The sequence below is a fragment of the Curtobacterium sp. 1310 genome (assembly GCF_017834105.1).
GTDB lineage: Bacteria > Actinomycetota > Actinomycetes > Actinomycetales > Microbacteriaceae > Curtobacterium.
This window is the reverse complement of the sequence record NZ_JAFICY010000002.1, coordinates 454,216-475,042: the sequence shown is the minus strand read 5'-3', so window position 1 is coordinate 475,042 and position 20,827 is coordinate 454,216. Positions and strand designations below refer to the sequence as shown.

Here is a 20,827-nt window from a genome sequence, read left to right as displayed (position 1 = left end):
CGGGAGGCGCGTGGCAGCGGTGCCCCGTGCCTCCCGTCCGGCGGACGGCGGGCGTAGGCTCGCCCTGTGCACGGTGAGTACAAGGTCCCCGGAGGCAAGCTGGTCGTCGTCGACCTCGAGGTCGTCGACGGGAGCATCCAGGAGTTCCGGCTGGCGGGTGACTTCTTCCTCGAGCCGGACGACGCGCTGCCGCTGATCGACCAGGCCGTGGACGGCCTGCCCGCGACCACCGACGCGGCCGGCATCGCCGCCGCGGTCCGCACGGCGCTGCCCGAGGGGGCGGTGCTGCTCGGCTTCACACCGGAGTCGGTGGGGGTCGCCGTCCGTCGCGCGCTCTCGCGGGCGTCGACGTGGCAGGAGTACGACTGGGAGATCGTGCACGAGGGGCCGATCAGCCCGAACGAGCACCTCGCGCTCGACCAGGTCCTGACCGAGGAGGTCGGTGCCGGCCGTCGCGGTCCGACCCTGCGCATCTGGGAGTGGGACCAGCCCGCGGTCGTGATCGGGTCGTTCCAGTCCTTGAAGAACGAGGTCGACCCGACCGGTGCCGCGAAGTACGGCGTCGAGGTCGTCCGCCGCATCTCCGGCGGTGGCGCCATGTTCATGGACGCCGGCGCGATCATCTCGTACTCGTTGTACGTGCCGACCGACCTCGTGCAGGGCATGACCTTCGCCGACTCGTACGCCTACCTGGACGAGTGGGTGATCGAGGCGCTGAAGTCCCTCGGGATCGACGCGTACTACCAGCCGCTCAACGACATCTCCTCGACCAAGGGCAAGATCGGCGGCGCGGCGCAGAAGCGGCTCGGCACCGGTGCCCTGCTGCACCACGCCACGATGAGCTACGACATGGACGGCCAGAAGATGGTCGAGGTGCTCCGCATCGGTCGCGAGAAGATGAGCGACAAGGGGACGACCTCGGCCGCCAAGCGTGTCGACCCGCTGCGTTCGCAGACCGGTCTGACCCGAGCCGAGATCATCGACCGGCTGATCGGCACCTTCACGAAGCTCTACGGCGCGCACGAGGGCCACGTGACCGAGGCGGAGCGGGCCCGCGCGCGCGAGCTGGTCGAGACGAAGTTCGCGACGCGGGAGTGGCTCGAGCGGGTGCCCTGACCGGGCAGTGACGCCCGTACGGAGCGCCCTCTATGCTCTGCGCATGCGTCGTCCGAGCCGTCTCCTGTCCGCCACGGTCGCAGGACTCGTGGTCCTCGGTGTCGCGACGGCCTGCTCGTCCGCACCTGTCTCCGGACTGCTGTCCGACGATGCCGACGCGACACGGGCGGCAGGACTCGACCGGTGGGGCGACGCGATGAACGCAGCGCTGCTCGACGGGGACCGCGGCTTCGGTTCGTCGAACGGACTCGACCGTGGCGCGGCCGGGACGGAGACGCCCGCCGGCGACTGGGACCTCCTCGTCGCCTGCAACGGCGTCGACGGCAAGCGCCTGCGGGTGTCCGTGGGACCCGGCGGCCGTGACGAGGTCCTGCGCACCGACGTACCGTGCGGCCTGGTCACGAGGGTGCCGGTCACGGTGCCGCGCGGCGGCGGGCTGACGGTCGAGGTGGAGCCGCAGTCGGACGCGAGCGATGCTGTCCGGCACGGCGACGTCGTCTCGTACTGGTACGTCTCCATCGTGCACCGCGGCTTCGAGCCGGAGGCGACGGTCGTCGTCGACTGATCCGCACGACGGACACCGTTGGACGAGCTCGCGAGCAGTCCGCCGGCGCGGCGGACCGATCGCCAGGATCATCCGCGCGGCGGAGGCCCTGGCCGGTCGACTGACGTAGCGTCGGGACCGTGAACTGGTTGATCCTCCTGGGGGCGGTGGCCGTGGCGGCCGTCGTGATGTGGGTCGCCGATCGCGTGGGGTGGATCGACCTGTCGAACAAGGCCACACGCAGCGGCGGATCCGGCGGTGTCGGCGCGATGATGGACGAGGTGTTCGCCCCGACCCGTCACGAGACGCAGGCCGAGTACGAGCGGCAGTCGCGCCTCCCGGAGGAGGCCCCGACGCCCGCCGACGACGACCACGACCTGCTCAGCGGCACCGTCCTCATCCGTGTGCCTGCGGTCGGACACGGCGGGCGGCACGAGGCGCGACCCGGCACGCTCGACCGCACCTACTGAGCGCTGGCACCCGCGGCGCTAGCGTGTGGTGAGCTCCTGGTAGTCCGGGTGCCGCTCGATCCACGCCTTGACGTAGGTGCAGAGCGGGACGACCCGCAGGGACCCCTCGCGGACGTCGTCGAGCGCGTGCTGGACGAGGATCGACGCGTGGCCACCACCGCGGTGCGCCGGGTCGACCTCGGTGTGGGTGAAGCGGATCTCGTCGCCGTCGACCTCGTACGCCGCGAAGCCGATGACCTCGCCGTCCTCGACCAGGGAGTACTGCTGCGCGTCGGTGTCGTTGCGGACCTCGGGTGATGCCATGCAGGGGACCGTACGCCGTCGGACGTGGTGGGGGCTGGGTGCGGTCGGGCGACGGTCAGCTCTGCGGGAGGATGGTCCGGTGCGCAGCATCGACGACTCGAGCCCCGACCTCGTCGTGCTCGGCGACAACTCCGACGTCCTGCCGACACTGCCCGACGCGTCGTTCACGGTCGTCTACCTCGATCCGCCCTTCAACACCGGACGGAAGCAGCGGCGCCGCGCGGTGACCGCCGAGCGCCGGACCGTCGGTGACGCCGGGACGATCACGGGCTTCCGTGGTCGGACCTACGAGCGGATCCGCGGTGACCTGATGCGCTTCGACGACCGCTTCGAGGACTACTGGGCGTTCCTCGAGCCACGCCTGCTCGAGGCCTGGCGGCTGCTCACCGACGACGGCACGCTGTACCTGCACCTCGACTACCGCGAGGCCCACTACGCCAAGGTGCTGCTCGACGCGCTCTTCGGCCGCGACGCGTTCCTCAACGAGATCATCTGGGCGTACGACTTCGGCGCGAAGTCCCGCACGCGCTGGCCGACCAAGCACGACACGATCCTGGTCTACGTGAAGGACCCGGAGCGCTACTGGTTCGACTCCGAGACGGTCGACCGCGAGCCGTACATGGCGCCGGGACTCGTCACGCCGGAGAAGCGCGAGCGCGGGAAGCTGCCGACGGACGTGTGGTGGCACACCATCGTGTCGCCGACCGGCAGCGAGAAGACCGGCTACCCGACGCAGAAGCCCGAGGGGGTCCTGCGTCGGATGGTGCAGGCGTCGTCGCGCGAGGGGGACTGGGTGCTCGACTTCTTCGCGGGGAGCGGCACGCTCGGTGCGGTCGCTCGTGACCTGGGCCGGCGGTTCGTGCTCGTGGACGACAACCCGGTGGCGGTCGACGTGATGCGGCGCCGGTTGCCGCACGCAGCGGTCGAGTCGGCGGTCGGTTCGGCGGTCGTGTCTCCCGTCGCGCAGGAGGACTGAGCGCCTGCCGCCCGGAGCGGCCAGGATGGATCGGGGCGGACGCGTTGCGCCCGGGGAGACGGGGGCGATGGCGGCGAAGAGGGTCCGCACGGCTGCGGTCGGACTGATGGTCAGTGGACTCGCCCTCACGGCCGGGTGCACGGGCGGGACGGGTTCCCCGTCGTCGCGGCCCGAGGACGCGGAGCGAGCGGTGCAGCAGATCGTGGACGACTCGGCCAGTGCGCTCGGAGGGGACTGGACCGTGGAGGAGGGCCCACGACTCGGGACGTGCACGGACGAACGCGGCAACGGCGAGGGCGTGAACTCCACGATCCTGTCCTCGCGAGCCGAGCGCGGCGACATCGAGACCGATGTCAGCACCCTCACCACGCTGTGGAAGCGTGCCGGGCTCGTGACGGAGCGCTTCACCAACGGGGACGGCAGCTACTCCGGACTCAACGGCAGGGGCGCCGGGATCGCGAACATCGCGTTCAACTCGTCCGACCTGGGCGGCGGCGACACGATCAGTGCGACCTCGGAGTGCGCGGCTGGCGACTACGTCGAGCTCCGGGAGCAGGAGCGCGGGCAGCGCTGACGAGCGCGGCGCCCGTCCGGTAGGGACGACGGAGGCGACACCCTCGACGTCGTACGACGTCGACGATGTCGCCTCCCAGCGGCGGCGGGCTACTCCGCCGTGTGTCGCCCGTGGTGCTCGGCCGTGGTACCCGGCGGCGTGGCCCCGTCCGACGAGGCGTGCGCCGGGTGCGTCCGGATGGTCGCGGTCGTGGCCGGAGGCTCGTCCACCGGTGCCGCCGCGGCGTGCGCGCCGTGCGTGGTCGCGTCGGTGAGCGGTGCCCGGGTGCCGCCCTCGGGGTGGTGACCGGCGCGGTCAGCTGCACCCGTGTCGGAGGCGGGCCGGTCGGCGGGGGAGGTGGAGCCTCCGGACCGGTCCTGCGGCTGCTGCACCGTGACGTCGGGCGAGGTCGGGACCGCCCGGACCGACCCCGTGTCCGGGGTGACCAGCGAGCCGGTGTCCGCCGCCGCCTGCTGCGCGTCCGCCGCCAGGCGGTCGGAGTCGCCCTTCGCCGCGTTCGCCTGTTCCTGCAGTGCAGACACCTTGCGGAGCGGCGGGACCCGGAAGAACCAGGTCAGGACGAAGGCGAGCAGGATGACGCCCAGCCCGACGAAGTAGACGACGACGGCCGACTGGCTGAACCCGACCAGGAACGGACGGGTGAGCCGCTGGTCCGCACCGTTGAGGAACGACGTGTCGCTCGTGGCCGAGCCGGCGGACGAGCTGGCCGCCGTGTCGCCGTTCTTCAGCTGGTCGACCAGCTTCGGCGCGACCTCGTCGACCACGGCCTTCCGCTGGTCGGCGTTGCTGTAGTCGATCTGCAGCGTGCCGTCGACGACGTCGGCGTTCGCCTTGGACGCGGCGGTCTCGAGCGCCTGCTGCTCGGCGGCCGACTTGTTCGCGGCGACCTGCTCGGCGATGACCGAGTCGGCGGAGGCGGCGGGGATCCGGCCGGCGGCGACCTGCTGCTGCACCTGCGCGGTGACCTGCTTCGTCACGGCCTGGTCCGCGGCCTGCTTCGCCGCTGCGGCACCCTGGTCGAGACCCTGCTGCACGTTCTGCTGCACCGGGTCGACGATCTTCGACCAGATCTGGTCCATCACGCCCTTGTTCTCGGACGCGCTGGCGACCGAGGGGGTGAGCGCGGCGGTGAGGGCCGGCTTGAGCGTCGACTCGTTCTGCATCGCGCCGGTGATGTTCGTCGGCATGAGCGTGAACAGGACGGACAGGAGCACCGCGGTGCCCATCGTGCCGCCGATCTGGCGGAAGAACGTCGCTGCACTCGTGGCAACGCCGATGTCCCGCGGGGAGACCGAGTTCTGCGCGGCGAGGGTCAGTGTCTGCATGAGCTGCCCGAGCCCGAGACCGATGCCGAACATGCCGAGCATGAGGAACCAGAGGGGGCTGTCGGCGGTCAGGAAGGTGAGGAGCGTGAAGCCGATCGCCGTGAACGCGGTGCCCGTGATCGGGAAGGCGCCGTAGCGGCCGGTGCGCGAGATGATCTGACCCGAGGCGATCGAGGAGATCATCAGACCGAGCACCATCGGCAGCATGGCGAAGCCGGACTCGGTCGGGGTGACGCCCTTGACGATCTGCAGGTAGAGCGGGATCGTCAGCATCGCGCCGAACATCCCGAAGCCGACGAGCACGGACAGGACCGCGGCCATCGAGAACACCCGCGAGCCGAAGAGCTTGAGCGGGAGGATCGCGTCGTCGCCCATGGAGCGCTCGACGATCACGAAGGCGACGAGACCCAGCGCGCCGATCGCGTAGCAGGCGATCGCGCCGGGGGAGTCCCAACCCCACTCGCGACCCTGCTCGGCGATGAGGAGCAGCGGGACGAGGGTGACGATGACCAGCGAGGCGCCCCACCAGTCGATGCGGGGCTTCCCGCGGTCGCCGAACTTCGGCAGGTGCAGGAACGTCGTCACCATGAAGAGCGCGATGATGCCGACGGGCACGTTGACCAGGAAGACCCAGCGCCACCCGCTGACGAACAGGATCTCGGACGCGCCGGCGAACAGGCCGCCGACGAGCGGCCCGATGACCGAGGAGATGCCGAACACGGCGAGGAAGTAGCCCTGGTACTTGGCGCGCTCGCGCGGGGCGAGCATGTCGCCCATGATCGCGAGCGGCAGCGACATCAGGCCGCCGGCGCCGAGGCCCTGCAGCGCGCGGAACCCGGCGAGCATGAGCATCGAGGTCGAGAACGACGCGGCGAGCGACCCGAGGATGAAGATGCCGATCGCGGTGAGGAACAGCGGGCGGCGGCCGAAGATGTCGGAGAGCTTGCCGTAGATCGGCGTCGTGATCGTGGACGCGATCAGGTAGGCCGTGGTCACCCACGCCTGCTGGTCGAGCCCGTGCAGGTCGTCGCCGATCGTGCGGATGGCGGTGCCGACGATGGTCTGGTCGAGCGCGCCGAGGAACATGCCGGCCATCAGTCCGTAGATGACGAGCAGGATCTGTCGGTGGTTCATCACCGCGTTCGAGGACGTGGTGGGGGCCGCGGGTGCGGTCGCCGTCTGGGTCATTCGGTCTCCCGTGCGTACTGGTGCTCGCGTGTCGCTCTCGCCCGGGCGCGGGGGAGCGTTGTTGCGCGCACTGCAAAAATACAACCAGCGCAAACGGATTGTTCCCATCCGCCTCGTTCCTGTGGACATCGGCAGGGTCCTCCCGCGGATGCGGAGGAGCGACAGGGGCGCCACCGGACGGATCCGGTGACGCCCCTGTCGGTCGTCGGGGACTACGCGCCCAGGGCGGCGTCCACGATCTCCTTCGCTTCGCGCTGCACCTGCTCGAGGTGCTCCTGCCCGACGAAGCTCTCCGCGTAGATCTTGTAGACGTCCTCGGTGCCGGAGGGCCGTGCGGCGAACCACGCGTTGTCCGTGACCACCTTGACGCCGCCGACGGCGGCGTCGTTCCCCGGCGCCTTCGAGAGCTTCGCGGTGATCGGGTCGCCGGCCAGGGTGTCGGCGGTGATCGCGTCGCCGTCGAGCTTCGAGAGCCGGGCCTTCTGCTCCTTGCTCGCAGCGGCGTCGACCCGCTGGTAGACCGGCGCACCGAAGCGCTCCGTGAGCTCGGTGTAGAGCTGCGAGGGGGTCTTGCCGGTCACCGCGGTGATCTCGGACGCCAGGAGCGCCAGGATGATGCCGTCCTTGTCGGTCGTCCACGCCGTGCCGTCCTTGCGGAGGAACGAGGCGCCCGCGGACTCCTCGCCGCCGAACGCCACGGAGCCGTCGATGAGACCGGGGACGAACCACTTGAAGCCGACGGGGACCTCCCACAGCCGGCGGCCGAGCGACTCCGCCACGCGGTCGATGATGCTCGACGACACGAGCGTCTTGCCGATCGCCGCGTCGTCGCGCCACTCGGGGCGGTGCGCGTAGAGGTACTCGATCGCCACGGCGAGGTAGTGGTTCGGGTTCATCAGGCCGCCGTCGGGCGTGACGATGCCGTGGCGGTCCGAGTCGGCGTCGTTGCCGGTCAGGACGTCGAAGTCGTCCTTGTGGGCGAGCACCGACGCCATCGCGGACGGGCTCGACGGGTCCATGCGGATCTTGCCGTCCCAGTCGAGGGTCATGAACGCCCACGTCGGGTCGACCTCGGGGTTCACGACGGTCAGGTCGAGGCCGTAGTGGTCGCGGATGCGCTCCCAGTACGGCAGGGACGCCCCACCCAGGGGGTCGGCGCCCATCTTCACCCCGGCGCGCTTGATCGCGTCGATGTCGATGATGTGCTCGAGGTCCGCGACGTACGTGCCGAGGTAGTCGTAGCCCTCGGCTGCGGTCTCGTCCTGGCGGCGGACGTCGGCGTTCCCGCCGGCGATGATCGCGTTCGCCCGGTCGGCGATCCACGACGTGGCGTCGCTGTCGGCCGGGCCACCGTGCGGCGGGTTGTACTTGAAGCCGCCGTCACGAGGGGGGTTGTGGCTCGGCGTGATGACGATGCCGTCGGCGGTGTCGCCGTGCTCCGCGCGGTTGTACCGGATGATCGCGTGGCTCAGTGCGGGCGTCGGGACGAAGCCGTCCTCGGCGTCGGCGAGCACGCGGACGCCGTTGGCGGCCAGGACCTGGAGCGCGGTCTGCTCCGCCGGCGCGGAGAGCGCGTGCGTGTCCCGGCCGATGAACAGCGGACCGGTGGTGCCCTGCTCGGTGCGGTACTCGACGATCGCCTGCGTGATCGCGGCGATGTGCGTGTCGTTGAAGGCGGTGTCGAGCGACGAGCCGCGGTGGCCGGAGGTGCCGAACACCACCTTCTGCTCGGGGATCGACACGTCGGGGACACGCTCGTGGTACGCGGCCAGGAGGGCGTCGAGGTCGACGAGGTCGTCTGCGGTCGCGGGGGTGCCGGCGCGGTCGTTCATGCGCCCATCCTGGCACCAGGACCCTCCGCGCGTCGCCGGGTGTCACGCAGCCGCACGGGTCCGGCAGGAGACCGCCCCGGTACGGCACGAGCGGCCGCCCTGCCGGGGACGTGGGGGGACGTCCCGGGTCGGGCGACCGCTCGCGGTCTGGGGGAGCCGGGGCTCAGGCGGTCCGGAACGACCCGGTCGTCGTCCGCAGCGAGCCGGTCACGGTCCGCGTCGAGGACGTCGCGGTGCCGGGACGGCGGAACTGGGTGTCCACGAAGCGGCCGAGCGCACGGCCCGCCCCGGTGCCGGTGTAGCTGCCGACCGGGCGCCATGCGGCCTCGACCGTGTACGCGCCGAGCTCGTCGCGCTGCTCGAGACCGGAGACGTAGGCGCCGCCGAGGGGGTTCTGTCGGTTCTGCACGGGTGCTCCTCGTCGTCGTGCCGAGGGTCCCGGTTCGTCGGACCGACGACCAGGACGCCGTCGGCTGTTGCCCACGACGCTACCGCGTTGTCTTGAATCATGCAAGACAACGCGACGCGGTCACGCGACGAGTTCGCAGAACGTCCGTCCGTCGGCGGTCCAGCTCTGCCGGGCTCGCAGCCCCGCCGTGGCCGCGTGACGGAGGAGTGCGTCGACGCCGACCTCGGCCCACGGGAAGCCCTCGCTCCGGTTGCCGTCCACGTCGACCACGTGCGCGGTGAACGCACGGTCCGCCGCGCGGTCCACGTGGGTCTCGACGACCACGCGGCCGCCGTCGCGGACGATCTCGCCGCACCGGGCCAGGAGCGCGACCGGGTCGCCGCCGATGCCGATGTTGCCGTCGATCACGAGGGCGGTGTCCCAGCGGCCCTCGTCGGGGATCGGGTCGAACACCGAGCCCTGCACGGCCGTGCCGCCGGAGCGTCGGGCGATCGCGACGGCCTCGGCGGAGACGTCCACGCCGAGCGAGGGGATGCCGAGCGCCCGGGCGGCGACGAGCATGCGACCGGGGCCGCACCCGATGTCGATCACGGGGCCGTCCGCGCCCTCGAGGAGGGAACGGTCGATCCGGTCGGCTGCGGCGCTCCACCGGCCGACGTCCATCGTGACCTCGACGTCGGGACGCTCCGGGTCGGTCAGGCGCAGGTGGCCGTCGGTCTGCAGGGCACGGGCGTACGGCTCGCCGCCGCCGGCGCCGAACGTGACGGTGTCGTGCATCGTCATCGGGCACCTCCGGTCGTCGTGGTCAGGGTCGTGTCGTGCTCGGCGGCGAACGCCGTGGCGAAGCGCGAGGTCGGCGCGAGGGCGGCGACCTGCTCGGCGTCCGCGACGGTGTCGACGTCGAGCAGCGCGGGCAGGGTGCCGACCGACAGGCCGGCGTCGGTCAGGCGCGCGAGCTGCACGGCGCCGGTGTCGTCCTGCGACATCGGGACGCCGCGGAGCAGGGCGCCGTCGGGCTCGCGAAGGTACAGCGACCAGAAGCCACCGTCGTCCGCCGGACCGAACCACGCGTCGCGGTCCGGGTCGTCGAACACGGGTGCGAGGTGCTCGGGGGTGGCCTGCGGGGTGTCCATGCCGACGAGCAGCGTCGGACCGGTCATCGCGTCGAACATCGCCCCGAGGCGTTCGTCGAGCCCGCCACCGACCTGGTGCAGGACCTCGAAGTCGTCGGTGCCCTCGGGCAGGACGACGCCGTCGTAGAGCAGCACGCGACGCGCGGCGGGCAGGGCACGCACCGTCGCGATCGTGTCGGCCAGCGCGGCCGAGGCGACGCGGGCGGCACCCTCCGGGGTCAGGGCCGGCGTCAGCCGGGTCTTGACCTTGCCGGGCAGGCACTCCTTGGCCACGACGACCACCGTGACGTCCGTCATGAGCGTGCTCCTTCCGTGGTGGACCCGGCCACGTCGCGGGCCGGACCGGGCGCGACCACGCGGGGGCGTGCCTCCCGGCCGTACTCGCGCAGCAGACGGGACATGTCGCGGACGGCGTTGACCGTCCCGCGGAGCGTGCCGGTGACCTTGCTGTCACCGACGCGCTGGGCGTACCCGATGTCGGACTCGTCGACCCGCCACCCGGCCGCGTGTGCCGCCAGGACCATCTCGAGCGGGTAGCCGCTGCGTCGGTCCTGCAGGTCGAGGGCGACCAGGTCGGCGCGGCGCATGACGCGCATCGGGCCGAGGTCGCGGAGGCGGTAGCCGGTGGCGCGGCGCATCAGGACCGCGAGCACGCGGTTCGCGAAGCGGGCGTGCGGCGCCCACGCGCCACGGGTGGTCGGCACGCGCCGACCGAGGGCGAGGTCGGTCCGCCCGTCGGCCACGCGGGCGACGAGGTCGGGCAGCTCTGCGGGGTCCATCGAGGCATCGGCGTCGCAGAACGCGACGTACTCCGCGGTCGCGGCGGCGACGCCGGCGGCACACGCCGAGCCGAAGCCCTTGAGCGGTTCGGTGACGACCGTCGCGCCGTGGGCGCGGGCGACGTCGGCGGATCCGTCGGTCGAGCCGTTGTCGACGACGATGGCGCGGTACCCCTCGGGCAGGCGGCCGATGACGCGCGGGAGCGCGTCCGCCTCGTCCAGGCAGGGGAGGATCACGTCGACGGTCATGTGGTCCATTCGGTGCGGGTCGCCCTGGCGACGGGGCCGATCTCCGGTCGCGCGCGTCGCGTCCTCGTCGGGCTGGTCGCCGGCGGGTGGGGTTCGGTCCATGCTCACGACGTAACACGATGACACGTCGCGGGGTACAGGATCCTGTCCCCCGGGGCGTGTCGAGCGCGGTGATCGGACCGTCTGGCCCGCGATCGGGGGACGGCCGGGAGGCCCGGGTGCGGTCCCGGGTCCGCGTGCGCGGGCGGGTGGTGCGTGCGCGCCCCGCGCTGGTGCGGTGGCGTCTCGCGCTGGTGCGGTGGCGTCCCGCGCTGGTGCGGTGGCGGACGCGAGACTCGCCTGGGCGGACACGGCTCGCGCCCCGAGGCGCGAGCCGTGTCCGCTGAGACGAGTCTCAGGCGTCGTCGTCCGCTGGACGCTGCGTCACCGCTGCACGGCGGCGCGGAGCGGTGCGGTCGCGAAGTCACGCATGCCCTGCTCGAAGTCGACCTGCGCGTGCCAGCCGAGCTCCGAACGGATCCGCTCGGACGACGCCGTGACGTGCCGGACGTCTCCGAGTCGGTACTCCCCGGTGACGACCGGCTGCGGGCCGTCCGGCCCGGCGATGGCCGCGGCCATGTCACCGATGGTGTGCACGACGCCCGAGCCCACGTTGTACGCACGGAAGGTCTCGGCGGGCAGCTCCGCGGTCGCGGCGATCGACGCGGCGTTGGCACCCGCGACGTCGTCCACGTGCACGAAGTCGCGACGCTGGCGGCCGTCCTCGAAGACGCGGGGTGCCTCGCCGCGGGCCAGGGCCGAGCGGAAGAGCGACGCGACGCCGGCGTACGGGGTGTTCGACGGCATGCCCGGCCCGTAGACGTTGTGGTAGCGCAGGGCGATCGCGGTACCGCCGGTCGCGCGGGCCCACGACGAGGCCAGGTGCTCCTGCGCGACCTTCGTCTGCGCGTAGACGTTGCGGGGGTCCAGGGCGGCCGACTCGTCGATCAGCCCGGGCACGAGCGCGCGACCGTCGGGCCCGATCGGGTCGAAGCGTCCGGCGTCGAGGTCCTCGCGTCGTCGTGCCGGCGGCCGCATCGGTTGACCGTCGGCGGTCTCGTACGCGCCCTCGCCGTAGACCACCATCGAGCTCGCGACGACCAGGCGGCCGATGCCGTGCCGGTCCATGCCGGCGAGCACGTGCGCGGTCCCGGCGTCGTTGGACGACACGTAGTCCGGGGCGTCCTGGAAGTCGACGCCGAGGCCGACCTTGGCCGCCTGGTGGCAGACGACGTCGACGCCGTCGAGCGCCGCCTCGAGGGCGACACGGTCACGGACGTCACCGTGCACGAACGACAGGCCCTGCTGCTCGTGGGCGCGGACGACCTCGGCCGGGTCGCCGTGCACGTCGTCACGCAGGGAGTCGAGCACGCGGACCTCGTGCCCCTCGGCGAGGGCGCGACGGACGATCGCGGACCCGATGAAGCCCGCGCCGCCGGTGACGAGCAGGCGGCTCACGCCGTCGCCCCGAGGACACTGGCGCTGGCGGCAGCGGGGACGAGCTCGCGCGGGGTGTAGTCGTCGGGCAACGCGGCGACGACGCCGCCGATGGCGCGGACGATGACCTCGTTCGCGCGGGCCAGGCGCTCCATGACGGCGCCGTGGGTGACCGGGGCGTCGGTGGACCGTGCCGCCTCGTCCTCGGTGGGGGCCAGGCCGGCGTCCGCGTCGGTCACGAAGGACAGGTTGACCGTGCCGATGCCGAGCTCGGCAGCGAGCGGCACCTCGGGCGTCATCGTCATGTTGATCGTGTGGCCGCCGGCCTCGCGCATCCAGGTCGACTCCGCGCGGGTCGAGAAGCGCGGGCCCTGGATGACGACGCACGTGCCCGTCGGCCGGAAGGGCACGTCGAGCGCGGCGACGGCGTCGATCGCGGCGCGGCGGAGCACCGGGTCGAAGGGGTCGGCGAAGGACAGGTGCTGCACCTGGTCCTCGAAGAACGTGTCCTTCCGGCCCCAGGTGCGGTCGATCAGCTGGTCGGTCACGACGAAGGTGCCGGGGGCGTAGTCCGGGTGCAGGCCACCGACCGCGCTCGACGAGACGATCGCACGCACGCCGAGGGACCGGAGGGCCCAGACGTTCGCGCGGTGGTTGATCAGGTGCGGGGCGACCGAGTGCTCGCGACCGTGGCGGGTGAGGAACGCGACGCGCTTGCCGGCCATCGTGCCGACCGTGATCGGACTCGACGTCGGGCCGTAGGGCGTGTCCAGGGTGATCTCGTCGGCGGTGCCCTCCTCGAAGAGGCGGTAGAGGCCGGAGCCCCCGATCACCCCGATGCGAGCCGTCGTTCCGTCCACAGGTTCGGTCGTGGTCACGTGGTCCTCCACAGGTCCTCCGGATGTCCTCGGCGCGTGGTGCGCCCTGGATACGCTACTGACGCCCCTCCGGCATCGACCGGGAACGGGGCGTCCCCACGAGGTTCGGAGGCATCCGTGCGCACGATCGGTCAGCACCGCGACGAGGTCGCCGCGCTCCTCGCGCCCGTGCTCGCTGCGCGGGCGGAGGAGACCCTGCCGCTCGACGCGCTGGCGGACGGCGCCGGTGCCGGCCGTGGGTACCGGGTGCTCACCCGGGCCGTCTCCGCGCCGGTCCCGCTGCCGGTGTTCGACAACAGCCAGATGGACGGGTTCGCCGTCCGGTCGACCGATGCCGGCAACGACGTCCGCGTGGTCGACCCGATCCCCGCCGGGGCCGTGCCGGCACCGCTCGGCCCGGGCACCGCTGCGCCGATCATGACCGGGGCGCGGATCCCCGAGGGCGCGGACGCCGTCGTGCCGGTGGAGGCGACACCGCCGGGGGCGTTCCCCGCGGCGCTGGGGCTCGACGTGCTGACCGTGCCCGCCGGGACGACCACCGGGACGTTCGTCCGCCGGGTCGGCAGCGACGTCGCCGTCGGCGCCGAGCTCGCCCCGGCCGGGTCCCCGGTGACTCCGGCGCTCCTGGGGGCCCTGGCCTCGGCGGGTGTCGGCGAGGTGTCCGTGGTCCGCCCGGTCCACGTGCTCGTCGTGTCCACCGGCAGCGAACTCGCCGGTGACGCCGCGCCTGACGGGCTGGACGGAGCGGGCGCGGTGATCCGCGACGCGAACGGTGTCGCGCTCCGTGCGGCCCTGGCCGAGGTCGGTGCGATCGCCCGTGGCGTCCGGCTCAGCGACGCCCCGGACGCCTTCCTGCCGGGGCTCGAGTCGGCCGTCGGTGACTGGGCCGACGTCGTCCTGACCACCGGTGGGATCAGTGCGGGGGCGTACGAGGTCGTGCGTCAGGTGCTCGAGCCGCGCGGACTCGCCGTGACCCCGGTCGCGATGCAGCCCGGCGGACCCCAGGCCCTCGGACTCGTCGACCTCGCCGGTCGACGAGTGCCGGTCGTGGCGTTCCCGGGCAACCCCGTGTCCGCCCTCGTGTCGTTCGAGGTGATCCTGCGGCCGGCGCTCGCGGCCCTCGTCGGTGCACCGGACCGCCCGACCGCCGAGCTGCCGGCCGCCGAGTCGGCGAGCTCACCCGTCGGCAAGCACCAGGTCCGCCGCGGCCGGGTCGCCGACGGGCGTGTGCACTTCGTGGGCGGGCCGAGCTCGCACCTGCTCGGGCACCTCGCCGCTGCCACCCACCTCGTCCACGTCCCCCTCGGCACCGACTCCGTCGAACCGGGGGACCCGCTGACCGTCTGGAGCCTCCGATGACCGACGACCACCCGAACGGCGTGCGCGACGCCGAGCTCTCCCACGTCCGCGCCGACGGCACCGCGCACATGGTCGACGTGTCCGACAAGGACGTCACTGCCCGCTCGGCCACGGCCACGGCCACGCTGGTGACCCGCACCGACGTCGTCGAGCGGATCCTCGACGGGTCGCTGCCCAAGGGAGAGGTGATCGGCACCGCCCGGATCGCGGCGATCATGGCCGTCAAGAAGACGTCGGACCTGGTGCCGCTCTGCCACCCGCTGCCCATCGCCGGGGTCGAGGTGGACATCACCGGCGACGGCGACCGCGTGCGGATCGAGGTCTCCGTGCGCACGACCTCCCGCACCGGTGTCGAGATGGAGGCCCTGACCGGCGCGAGCGTCGCGGCACTGACCGTGTACGACATGGTGAAGGCCGTCGACCGCACGGCCGTGATCACGGACGTCCGGGTGCTCGAGAAGCACGGCGGACGCTCGGGCGACTGGAGCAACCGATGAACCCCGAACCGACCAGGGGCCGCGCGGGCGTCGTCGTGGTCTCCACGCAGGCCTCGACCGACCCCGCGCTCGACCGCACCGGACCCGTCATCGCCGCGTGGCTGCGCGAGCGCGGCTTCGCCGTCGCCGAGCCGACGATCGTGCCCGACGGCGGCCCGATCGCCGAGACGGTGTCCGCCGAGCTCCTCGCGGACGCGAAGGTCGTCGTCACCACGGGCGGTACGGGCGTGACCCCGACCGACCGCACGCCCGAGGCCGTCGCACCCCTGATCGACCTCGAGCTGCCGGGCATCACCGAGGAGATCCGCCGGCGCGGACTCGCCGGTGCCGGTCCGACCGCGCTGCTGACCCGCGGGGTCGCGGGCATCGCCGGTGGCCGCACCGTCGTCGTGACCCTGCCCGGGTCGCGCGGGGGCGTCGCCGACGGGCTCGCGGTGCTGGACGGGGTGCTCGACCACGTGCTGGCCCAGCTGCACGGCGAGGGCCACGCACCCCGGAGCGCGTCGTGAGCGGCGACCGTGTCGTCGTGGCCGACGTCGTGGACCGGGTGATCACGGTGGACGAGGTCTCCGCTGCCGTCACGACCGACCGCGACGGCGCCGTCGTGACCTTCGCCGGGGTCGTCCGCGACCACGACGAGGGCAAGGGCGTCACGGCACTCGACTACGAACGGCACCCGAGCGCGGGAGACGTCATCGCCGAGGTCGCCCGGACGATCGCCGTCGACCACCCCGAGGTCCGCATCGCCGTGCTGCACCGCGTCGGCGCGCTCGGCATCGGGGACGTGGCGCTCGCCGCAGCAGTGGCGTCGCCGCACCGTGCCGAGGCCTTCGCAGCCTGCGCCGCGCTCGTCGACCTGGTGAAGGAGCGGACGCCGATCTGGAAGCGCCAGGAGTTCACGGACGGCACGGACGAGTGGGTCGCCGCGCTGTGACGGGACCGGGCTCCTGGTGATGGGCTCGGGGCGATGATCACGGACGAACTGACCGCTGCCGCGCATCGGTGGGCCCTGGCGGACGAGCGCGCACAGGTCGTCCTCGCCGCGGCCGATCCGTCGGCGCGTCGGCGTACGGCGGCTCCCGTCGTGTGGGTGCTCGTCGGTTCGGCCGCCGTGGCGGTCGCGCTGGTCGTCCTCGCGCTCGTGCTCCCGTCCGGTGCGCCCGGCAGGACGGTCACCACCACGGTCGTCATTGCCGCTGCCCTGGCCGGCACGGTGGTGCAGGTCGTCGCAGCGATCGTCGTCCGCCGCCGCCGCGGTGTGCCCCCGGCTCCCGTGGTCGCACTGCTGCAGACCCGCGAGCGGCACGCCGTCCGCCAGGCCTTCCACGGGAGTCGACCGGTGCCGGAGGACCGACGGCGGGTCGTGGACGCGGCCGCCGCCCAGGCGGCAGCCGGACAGGAACTCGTCGTGCTGTGTCTGTTCGCGGTGAGCAGCGTGGCGGCAACCGCGACGGGAAGCGAGCTGTGGCCGATGTACGTCGCCACCGGCCTGCTCGCCACTGGGTCGAGTGTCGTGTCGGCCCGTGACGCCGTCGCTGCTCGACGCTGGCTCGCCGACCGCACCCCCGCGATCGAGGCCCCGAGGCCGACGACCTGAGCGGCACCGCAGGAGACCGACGCAGGATCGTGATCCCGGCACCCGTTCAGGGCATGGTCCCGCACTCGGCGGATCCATAGAATCCGGAGCCATGAGCGTTCTGCTGTACGGCGCGGGGATCGTGCTGCTCGTCTTCGCCCTGATCGACATCGTCACCCGGGGCGAGGACCAGGTCCGCGGACTCCCGAAGTTCGCCTGGGTCCTGATCTGCATCTTCGTGCCCGTGGTCGGCAGCATCGTGTGGTTCGCCGTCGGGCACGACTGGAGCGCGAACGACCGGAACCACGGCCGCTACCTCGAGCCGAACCGTCACGAGGACCGGTACGCCAGCATCGGTCACGCCCGCGCCGCCCACGGCGACAAGCGCGTGAACGGCACCGAGCAGGAGCTCGCCGAGCTCGAACGCGAGATCGAGTACTGGGAGGCGCAGGCGCGCCTCCGGCGTGCCAAGGAGGCCGCGGGCGAGGGCGAGCCGACCCCGGGGAGCTGAGCCGCGCCTCCAGGCCGGCAGCCGCTGCCCCGCTCGCTCGCCGCAGCCGCCACCCCGCTCGCCGCAGCACAACCCAAAGCACGTCGCGCCGCGGAATTTCGTGGCGCGACGTGCTTACGGTTGTGCGGGAGCACTCAACGCCACCCCGCAGCACCCGCACCCCGCGGCACCCGCGCCCCGCGGCACCCGCGCCCCGCGGCACCCGCACCCCGCCGCGCCGCCTACCCTTGACGGGTGGCTCATCTCCTCGGCGCCGAGAACGTGCATCTCGAGTTCCCCACCCGTGTCGTCTTCGACAGCGTCACCCTCGGCCTCGACGAGGGCGACCGCATCGGCGTCGTCGGCCGCAACGGTGACGGCAAGTCGACCCTGCTCGCCCTGCTCGCGCAGCGCCTCGAGCCGGACGCCGGCCGCGTCACCCATCGGCGCGGCCTGACCGTCGGGTACCTCGACCAGCGCGACGTCCTGCCTGCGGGGGCGACCGTCGGCAGCATCGTGGTCGGCGAGCTCGAGGAACACGAGTGGGCCGGAGACCCGAAGATCCGCGACATCATCGGCGGCCTCGTGTCCGACATCCCGTGGGAGGCCACGGTCGACGACCTGTCCGGTGGGCAGCGACGACGGATCGCGCTCGCGAAGCTGCTCGTGGGTGACTGGGACGTGCTGTTCCTCGACGAGCCGACGAACCACCTCGACGTCGAGGGCATCCAGTGGCTCGCCGACCACATCAACCGCCGGTGGTCGTCGAACCAGGGCGGCATGGTCGTCGTGACGCACGACCGGTGGTTCCTCGACGCGGTGTCGACCGACACGTGGGAGGTCCACGACGGTGTCGTCGAGCCGTTCGAGGGCGGCTACGCGGCGTACATCCTGCAGCGCGTCGAGCGTGACCGGCAGGCCGCCGCGAGCGAGCAGCGGCGGCAGAACCTGGCCCGCAAGGAGCTCGCCTGGCTCCGCCGCGGTGCCCCCGCGCGGACCAGCAAGCCGAAGTTCCGCATCGACGCGGCGAACGCCTTGATCGACGACGTGCCGCCGATCCGTGACACCGTCGGCCTGTCGCAGATGGCGACCGCCCGGCTGGGCAAGGACGTCGTCGACCTGCTCGACATCGGTGTCTCGTTCGGCGACGACGTGATCCTGCATGACGTCGAGTGGCGGATCGCACCGGGGGAGCGGACCGGCATCCTCGGACCGAACGGTGCGGGCAAGTCCACGCTCCTCAACCTGGTGTCCGGCAAGCTGCAGCCGACCGCCGGCCGCGTGAAGACCGGCAAGACCGTGCAGGTCGCGGTGCTCGACCAGCAGCTCGCCGACCTGCAGCAGTTCGCGGACGACCGTGTCCGCGAGGTCGTCGCCCGCAAGAAGACGAGTTACATCGCAGACGGCAAGGAGATGACGCCGTCGCAGCTGCTCGAGCGGCTCGGCTTCACCTCGGAGCAGCTGTCCACGCCGGTCAAGGACCTCTCCGGCGGGCAGAAGCGCCGCCTGCAGCTCATGCTCATCCTGCTCGACGAGCCGAACGTGCTGATCCTCGACGAGCCCACGAACGACCTCGACACCGACATGCTCGCCGCGATGGAGGACCTGCTCGACACCTGGCCGGGCACCCTGCTCGTCGTGTCGCACGACCGGTACCTGCTCGAGCGGGTCACCGACCAGCAGTACGCGGTCCTCGGCGGGCACCTCCGTCACCTCCCCGGCGGCGTCGACGAGTACATGCGGTTGCGCGCGTCCGGCTCCGTCCCGCAGACGGCTGCTGCGGCTGCCGCCGCCTCGGCCGGGAGGCCCGACACGGCTCCGGCAGGCGGCTCCGGCGGTGCCGCGGCCGGGTCCACCACCCCTGCCGCGCCCGGCCTGTCGGGTGCGGACCGTCGCGTCGCGGAGAAGGAGATGTCGGCCCTCGACCGGAAGATCGCGAAGGCGGGGCAGGACCGGCAGAAGCTGCTCGACGCGTTCGCCGCGCACGACCAGTCGGACTACGCGGGGCTCGGGGCGCTGCAGACGAAGCTCGGCGCCCTCGACGCCGAGGTCGAGCAGCTCGAGGAGCGCTGGCTCGAGGTGGCCGAGCAGCTCGGGGTGTAGCGGGGGCCGCGGGTCCGAGACCCGTTGCTCGACCGACGCAGCGTTGCCGGACGACCCGGGTCAGGGGCCCTCGCAGCCGAGTTCGGTCGGCTCGAGGTCCTCGCCCCGGCTCACGCCGTACGCGGACGGATCCGTGACCGTGCGCAGTCGGCCGAGCCGGTCCTGCTCGGTGACGACGACGGCGCGGACGAACCCGGCGCGCTGGTCCGGGTCGAGCACGGTCCGACCGACGACGTCGAGGTGCCCGTGCGGCGGGACGACGACCCCGCTGTCGACCGGTACCGTCCGGCCGTACTCCGACGGGCGCGCGGCGTCCTCGGTGACGGTGAGCCCGGCAGCGTCGGCGGTCGGGTGCGGCGCGAGCGCGAGGTGTTCGAGCCGCACGCCCTGCACGGTGTCGACCCGGACCGTGCGGACATGCACGTCGTGGGCGGTGTCGTTGGCGAACGCCGTCAGGAACCAGGCGGCTGCGTCGCTGTCGTCGACTCCGGGTCGACGCTGTCCTGCTCGGGGTCGGCTCCGGCCGGGTCACCGCCACCGGGGTTCGCCACGACCTCCCAGAGGTGGCCGTCCGGGTCCTGGAAGAAGCCGGACCACATTCCCCACGGGCGCGTGTACGGCGCCGCGAGCATCGTCGCTCCGGCGGCTGCCGCACGGTCGAGGAACGCCTGTGCGGCCTCCTGCGACGGCTCGAAGTGCCCGATGGTGGTGCTCGGTGCCTCGGCGAGTGCGACGCCGGAGTCCTTCCGCATGTCCTCGCGCCCGTAGACACTGACGATCAACCCGTCGTCGAGGGTGAACATCGCGGTGGTGCCGCCCGCCGCGGTCTCGGTCGCGGGGTACTCGGTGCCGATGATCCCGCTGCCGTCGATGCCGAGCAGTGCGCGGTAGAAGGCTGCGGATCGTCCGACGTCGGCCACGGCGAGGGTGATGGCGTGCATGCCGGGCAGGCTACGCCCCGGCCGATCCACTCGACCGGGCCGACCTCGCTGAGCCAGCTGACCCCGTCGAGCCGTTCGGTCGTCAGTCGCCGAGCCCGAGGATGAGTCGTCGGAGCAGCCCGGACAGCCGCGCCTGCTCGTCCTCGGACACCCCGGACAGGATCGCGCGCTCGGCCTGGAGCAGGTCCGCGATCGCGGCGTCCACGGCCGCGCGACCGCTCGCCGTGAGGGACACGAGGATGCCCCGACCGTCCCGCGGGTCCGTCCGCCGGTTCACGAGCCCTCGTGCCGCGAGCCGGTCGACCCGGTTCGTCATCGTCCCGCTCGACACCAGGGTCTGCTGCAGCAGCGCCTTCGGGCTGAGCTCGTACGGTTCGCCTGCACGCCGCAGCGCCGACAGCACGTCGAACTCCCACGGCTCGACGTCGCTCGCGTCGAACGCGGCCCGTCGTGCGCGGTCGAGGTGCCGGGCGAGACGGTCGACGCGGGACAGGACCTCGAGCGGCCCGAAGTCCAGGTCGCCCCGCTCCCGACCCCACGCCGCGACGATCCGGTCGACCTCGTCCTGCTGCGGCATCCCTCCATCTTGGCCGAACCGGTCGCGCGCGG

At 72.6% G+C, this 20,827-nt stretch carries 24 protein-coding genes and 1 pseudogene; 13 read left to right on the top strand and 12 right to left on the bottom strand.

The features are described from left to right. The first annotated feature begins 66 nt into the window (after positions 1-66). The 3 genes from JOD95_RS06315 (at position 67) to JOD95_RS06305 (ending at position 2,130) form a co-directional block, all read left to right on the top strand. Entirely contained in the window at positions 67-1,116 is a 1,050-nt protein-coding gene (locus tag JOD95_RS06315; RefSeq protein ID WP_066652234.1) for a biotin/lipoate A/B protein ligase family protein, read from the top strand. 43 nt (positions 1,117-1,159) lie between these two features. After that, positions 1,160-1,681, top strand: a complete 522-nt coding sequence (locus tag JOD95_RS06310) for a hypothetical protein (RefSeq protein ID WP_066652236.1) — start codon at positions 1,160-1,162, stop codon at positions 1,679-1,681. Positions 1,682-1,800: 119 nt separating this feature from the next. Continuing rightward, positions 1,801-2,130 (top strand): hypothetical protein, encoded by a 330-nt coding sequence (locus JOD95_RS06305; RefSeq protein WP_209683961.1) that lies wholly within the window; start codon positions 1,801-1,803, stop codon positions 2,128-2,130. 18 nt (positions 2,131-2,148) lie between these two features. On the opposite strand, the gene JOD95_RS06300 is transcribed toward JOD95_RS06305, so the two are convergent. Next, positions 2,149-2,433: a GNAT family N-acetyltransferase gene (locus JOD95_RS06300; RefSeq protein WP_209679875.1), complete on the bottom strand. Its 285-nt coding sequence runs from the start codon at positions 2,431-2,433 to the stop codon at positions 2,149-2,151. A 79-nt stretch (positions 2,434-2,512) separates the two neighbouring features. On the opposite strand from JOD95_RS06300, the gene JOD95_RS06295 reads away from it, so the two are divergent. Continuing rightward, the gene (locus JOD95_RS06295) at positions 2,513-3,409 is read left to right on the top strand and encodes a site-specific DNA-methyltransferase (protein WP_374191720.1); all 897 of its coding nucleotides are present in this window, start codon (positions 2,513-2,515) and stop codon (positions 3,407-3,409) included. Between the two features lie 67 nt (positions 3,410-3,476). Beyond that, positions 3,477-3,983, top strand: coding sequence for a hypothetical protein (locus tag JOD95_RS06290; protein ID WP_209683957.1), 507 nt, complete (start codon positions 3,477-3,479; stop codon positions 3,981-3,983). 89 nt (positions 3,984-4,072) lie between these two features. Here JOD95_RS06290 and JOD95_RS06285 read toward each other — a convergent pair whose 3' ends face one another. The 8 genes from JOD95_RS06285 to JOD95_RS06250 all read right to left on the bottom strand — a co-directional run bounded on the left by JOD95_RS06285 (position 4,073) and on the right by JOD95_RS06250 (position 13,252). Beyond that, complete coding sequence (locus tag JOD95_RS06285; protein WP_209683955.1) at positions 4,073-6,496, bottom strand: MDR family MFS transporter; 2,424 nt, start codon at positions 6,494-6,496, stop codon at positions 4,073-4,075. Positions 6,497-6,708: 212 nt separating this feature from the next. Beyond that, positions 6,709-8,328 (bottom strand): phosphoglucomutase (alpha-D-glucose-1,6-bisphosphate-dependent), encoded by a 1,620-nt coding sequence (gene pgm, locus JOD95_RS06280; protein ID WP_209683953.1) that lies wholly within the window; start codon positions 8,326-8,328, stop codon positions 6,709-6,711. Between the two features lie 163 nt (positions 8,329-8,491). Beyond that, positions 8,492-8,737 (bottom strand): hypothetical protein, encoded by a 246-nt coding sequence (locus JOD95_RS06275; RefSeq protein ID WP_209683951.1) that lies wholly within the window; start codon positions 8,735-8,737, stop codon positions 8,492-8,494. 120 nt (positions 8,738-8,857) lie between these two features. After that, positions 8,858-9,520, bottom strand: coding sequence for a class I SAM-dependent methyltransferase (locus JOD95_RS06270; RefSeq protein WP_066652249.1), 663 nt, complete (start codon positions 9,518-9,520; stop codon positions 8,858-8,860). Next, complete coding sequence (locus JOD95_RS06265) at positions 9,517-10,167, bottom strand: DUF2064 domain-containing protein (RefSeq protein WP_209683949.1); 651 nt, start codon at positions 10,165-10,167, stop codon at positions 9,517-9,519. Before JOD95_RS06265 ends, JOD95_RS06270 begins: the two co-directional genes overlap by 4 nt. After that, positions 10,164-10,907 (bottom strand): glycosyltransferase family 2 protein, encoded by a 744-nt coding sequence (locus tag JOD95_RS06260; RefSeq protein ID WP_209684457.1) that lies wholly within the window; start codon positions 10,905-10,907, stop codon positions 10,164-10,166. Before JOD95_RS06260 ends, JOD95_RS06265 begins: the two co-directional genes overlap by 4 nt. Positions 10,908-11,321: 414 nt before the next feature. Next, positions 11,322-12,395, bottom strand: coding sequence for an NAD-dependent epimerase/dehydratase family protein (locus JOD95_RS06255; protein ID WP_209683947.1), 1,074 nt, complete (start codon positions 12,393-12,395; stop codon positions 11,322-11,324). Then, entirely contained in the window at positions 12,392-13,252 is an 861-nt protein-coding gene (locus JOD95_RS06250; protein ID WP_307810392.1) for an MTAP family purine nucleoside phosphorylase, read from the bottom strand. Before JOD95_RS06250 ends, JOD95_RS06255 begins: the two co-directional genes overlap by 4 nt. A gap of 117 nt (positions 13,253-13,369) precedes the next feature. On the opposite strand from JOD95_RS06250, the gene JOD95_RS16885 reads away from it, so the two are divergent. The 8 genes and pseudogenes from JOD95_RS16885 (at position 13,370) to JOD95_RS06215 (ending at position 19,277) form a co-directional block, all read left to right on the top strand. Next, positions 13,370-14,611: a molybdopterin molybdotransferase MoeA gene (locus tag JOD95_RS16885; protein WP_307810391.1), complete on the top strand. Its 1,242-nt coding sequence runs from the start codon at positions 13,370-13,372 to the stop codon at positions 14,609-14,611. Continuing rightward, positions 14,608-15,108: a cyclic pyranopterin monophosphate synthase MoaC gene (gene moaC / locus JOD95_RS06240; protein WP_066652259.1), complete on the top strand. Its 501-nt coding sequence runs from the start codon at positions 14,608-14,610 to the stop codon at positions 15,106-15,108. Before JOD95_RS16885 ends, moaC begins: the two co-directional genes overlap by 4 nt. Continuing rightward, the gene (locus JOD95_RS06235) at positions 15,105-15,617 is read left to right on the top strand and encodes a molybdenum cofactor biosynthesis protein B (protein ID WP_066652261.1); all 513 of its coding nucleotides are present in this window, start codon (positions 15,105-15,107) and stop codon (positions 15,615-15,617) included. Before moaC ends, JOD95_RS06235 begins: the two co-directional genes overlap by 4 nt. A 17-nt stretch (positions 15,618-15,634) precedes the next feature. After that, positions 15,635-16,042 carry a molybdenum cofactor biosynthesis protein MoaE gene (locus JOD95_RS06230; protein WP_209683943.1) on the top strand — a complete coding sequence of 136 codons (408 nt, stop codon included), beginning with the start codon at positions 15,635-15,637 and terminating at the stop codon, positions 16,040-16,042. A gap of 33 nt (positions 16,043-16,075) precedes the next feature. After that, a complete protein-coding gene (locus JOD95_RS06225; RefSeq protein WP_209683941.1) occupies positions 16,076-16,705 on the top strand; it encodes a hypothetical protein in 630 nt (209 codons plus the stop codon). Positions 16,706-16,796: 91 nt separating this feature from the next. Next, entirely contained in the window at positions 16,797-17,195 is a 399-nt protein-coding gene (locus tag JOD95_RS06220; protein WP_209683939.1) for a PLD nuclease N-terminal domain-containing protein, read from the top strand. Between the two features lie 234 nt (positions 17,196-17,429). Further along, a pseudogene (locus tag JOD95_RS17055) lies at positions 17,430-17,898 on the top strand (ATP-binding cassette domain-containing protein); the annotation flags it as partial. Positions 17,899-17,954: 56 nt separating this feature from the next. Next, positions 17,955-19,277: an ABC-F family ATP-binding cassette domain-containing protein gene (locus JOD95_RS06215; RefSeq protein WP_374191724.1), complete on the top strand. Its 1,323-nt coding sequence runs from the start codon at positions 17,955-17,957 to the stop codon at positions 19,275-19,277. Between the two features lie 60 nt (positions 19,278-19,337). Here JOD95_RS06215 and JOD95_RS06210 read toward each other — a convergent pair whose 3' ends face one another. The 3 genes from JOD95_RS06210 to JOD95_RS06200 form a co-directional block, all read right to left on the bottom strand. Next, positions 19,338-19,661 carry a hypothetical protein gene (locus JOD95_RS06210; protein WP_209683936.1) on the bottom strand — a complete coding sequence of 108 codons (324 nt, stop codon included), beginning with the start codon at positions 19,659-19,661 and terminating at the stop codon, positions 19,338-19,340. A 68-nt stretch (positions 19,662-19,729) separates the two neighbouring features. After that, positions 19,730-20,218 carry a VOC family protein gene (locus JOD95_RS06205; RefSeq protein ID WP_209683933.1) on the bottom strand — a complete coding sequence of 163 codons (489 nt, stop codon included), beginning with the start codon at positions 20,216-20,218 and terminating at the stop codon, positions 19,730-19,732. Positions 20,219-20,300: 82 nt separating this feature from the next. Then, on the bottom strand, positions 20,301-20,795 hold the full coding sequence (locus JOD95_RS06200; protein ID WP_209683931.1) for a MarR family winged helix-turn-helix transcriptional regulator: 495 nt from the start codon (positions 20,793-20,795) through the stop codon (positions 20,301-20,303). Positions 20,796-20,827: the final 32 nt, after the last annotated feature.

Excerpts from the sequence above, each read along its gene's own strand:
- JOD95_RS06270 (WP_066652249.1), bottom strand. The coding sequence starts at position 9,520 with ATGACGATGCACGACACCGTCACGTTCGGCGCCGGCGGCGGCGAGCCG.
- JOD95_RS06285 (WP_209683955.1), bottom strand. The coding sequence starts at position 6,496 with ATGACCCAGACGGCGACCGCACCCGCGGCCCCCACCACGTCCTCGAAC.
- JOD95_RS06265 (WP_209683949.1), bottom strand. The coding sequence starts at position 10,167 with ATGACGGACGTCACGGTGGTCGTCGTGGCCAAGGAGTGCCTGCCCGGC.
- pgm (WP_209683953.1), bottom strand. The coding sequence starts at position 8,328 with ATGAACGACCGCGCCGGCACCCCCGCGACCGCAGACGACCTCGTCGAC.
- moaC (WP_066652259.1), top strand. The coding sequence starts at position 14,608 with ATGACCGACGACCACCCGAACGGCGTGCGCGACGCCGAGCTCTCCCAC.
- JOD95_RS06235 (WP_066652261.1), top strand. The coding sequence starts at position 15,105 with ATGAACCCCGAACCGACCAGGGGCCGCGCGGGCGTCGTCGTGGTCTCC.
- JOD95_RS06260 (WP_209684457.1), bottom strand. The coding sequence starts at position 10,907 with ATGGACCACATGACCGTCGACGTGATCCTCCCCTGCCTGGACGAGGCG.
- JOD95_RS06290 (WP_209683957.1), top strand. The coding sequence starts at position 3,477 with ATGGCGGCGAAGAGGGTCCGCACGGCTGCGGTCGGACTGATGGTCAGT.
- JOD95_RS06225 (WP_209683941.1), top strand. The coding sequence starts at position 16,076 with ATGATCACGGACGAACTGACCGCTGCCGCGCATCGGTGGGCCCTGGCG.
- JOD95_RS06215 (WP_374191724.1), top strand. The coding sequence starts at position 17,955 with ATGGTCGTCGTGACGCACGACCGGTGGTTCCTCGACGCGGTGTCGACC.
- JOD95_RS06200 (WP_209683931.1), bottom strand. The coding sequence starts at position 20,795 with ATGCCGCAGCAGGACGAGGTCGACCGGATCGTCGCGGCGTGGGGTCGG.
- JOD95_RS06220 (WP_209683939.1), top strand. The coding sequence starts at position 16,797 with ATGAGCGTTCTGCTGTACGGCGCGGGGATCGTGCTGCTCGTCTTCGCC.
- JOD95_RS06310 (WP_066652236.1), top strand. The coding sequence starts at position 1,160 with ATGCGTCGTCCGAGCCGTCTCCTGTCCGCCACGGTCGCAGGACTCGTG.
- JOD95_RS06205 (WP_209683933.1), bottom strand. The coding sequence starts at position 20,218 with ATGCACGCCATCACCCTCGCCGTGGCCGACGTCGGACGATCCGCAGCC.
- JOD95_RS06300 (WP_209679875.1), bottom strand. The coding sequence starts at position 2,433 with ATGGCATCACCCGAGGTCCGCAACGACACCGACGCGCAGCAGTACTCC.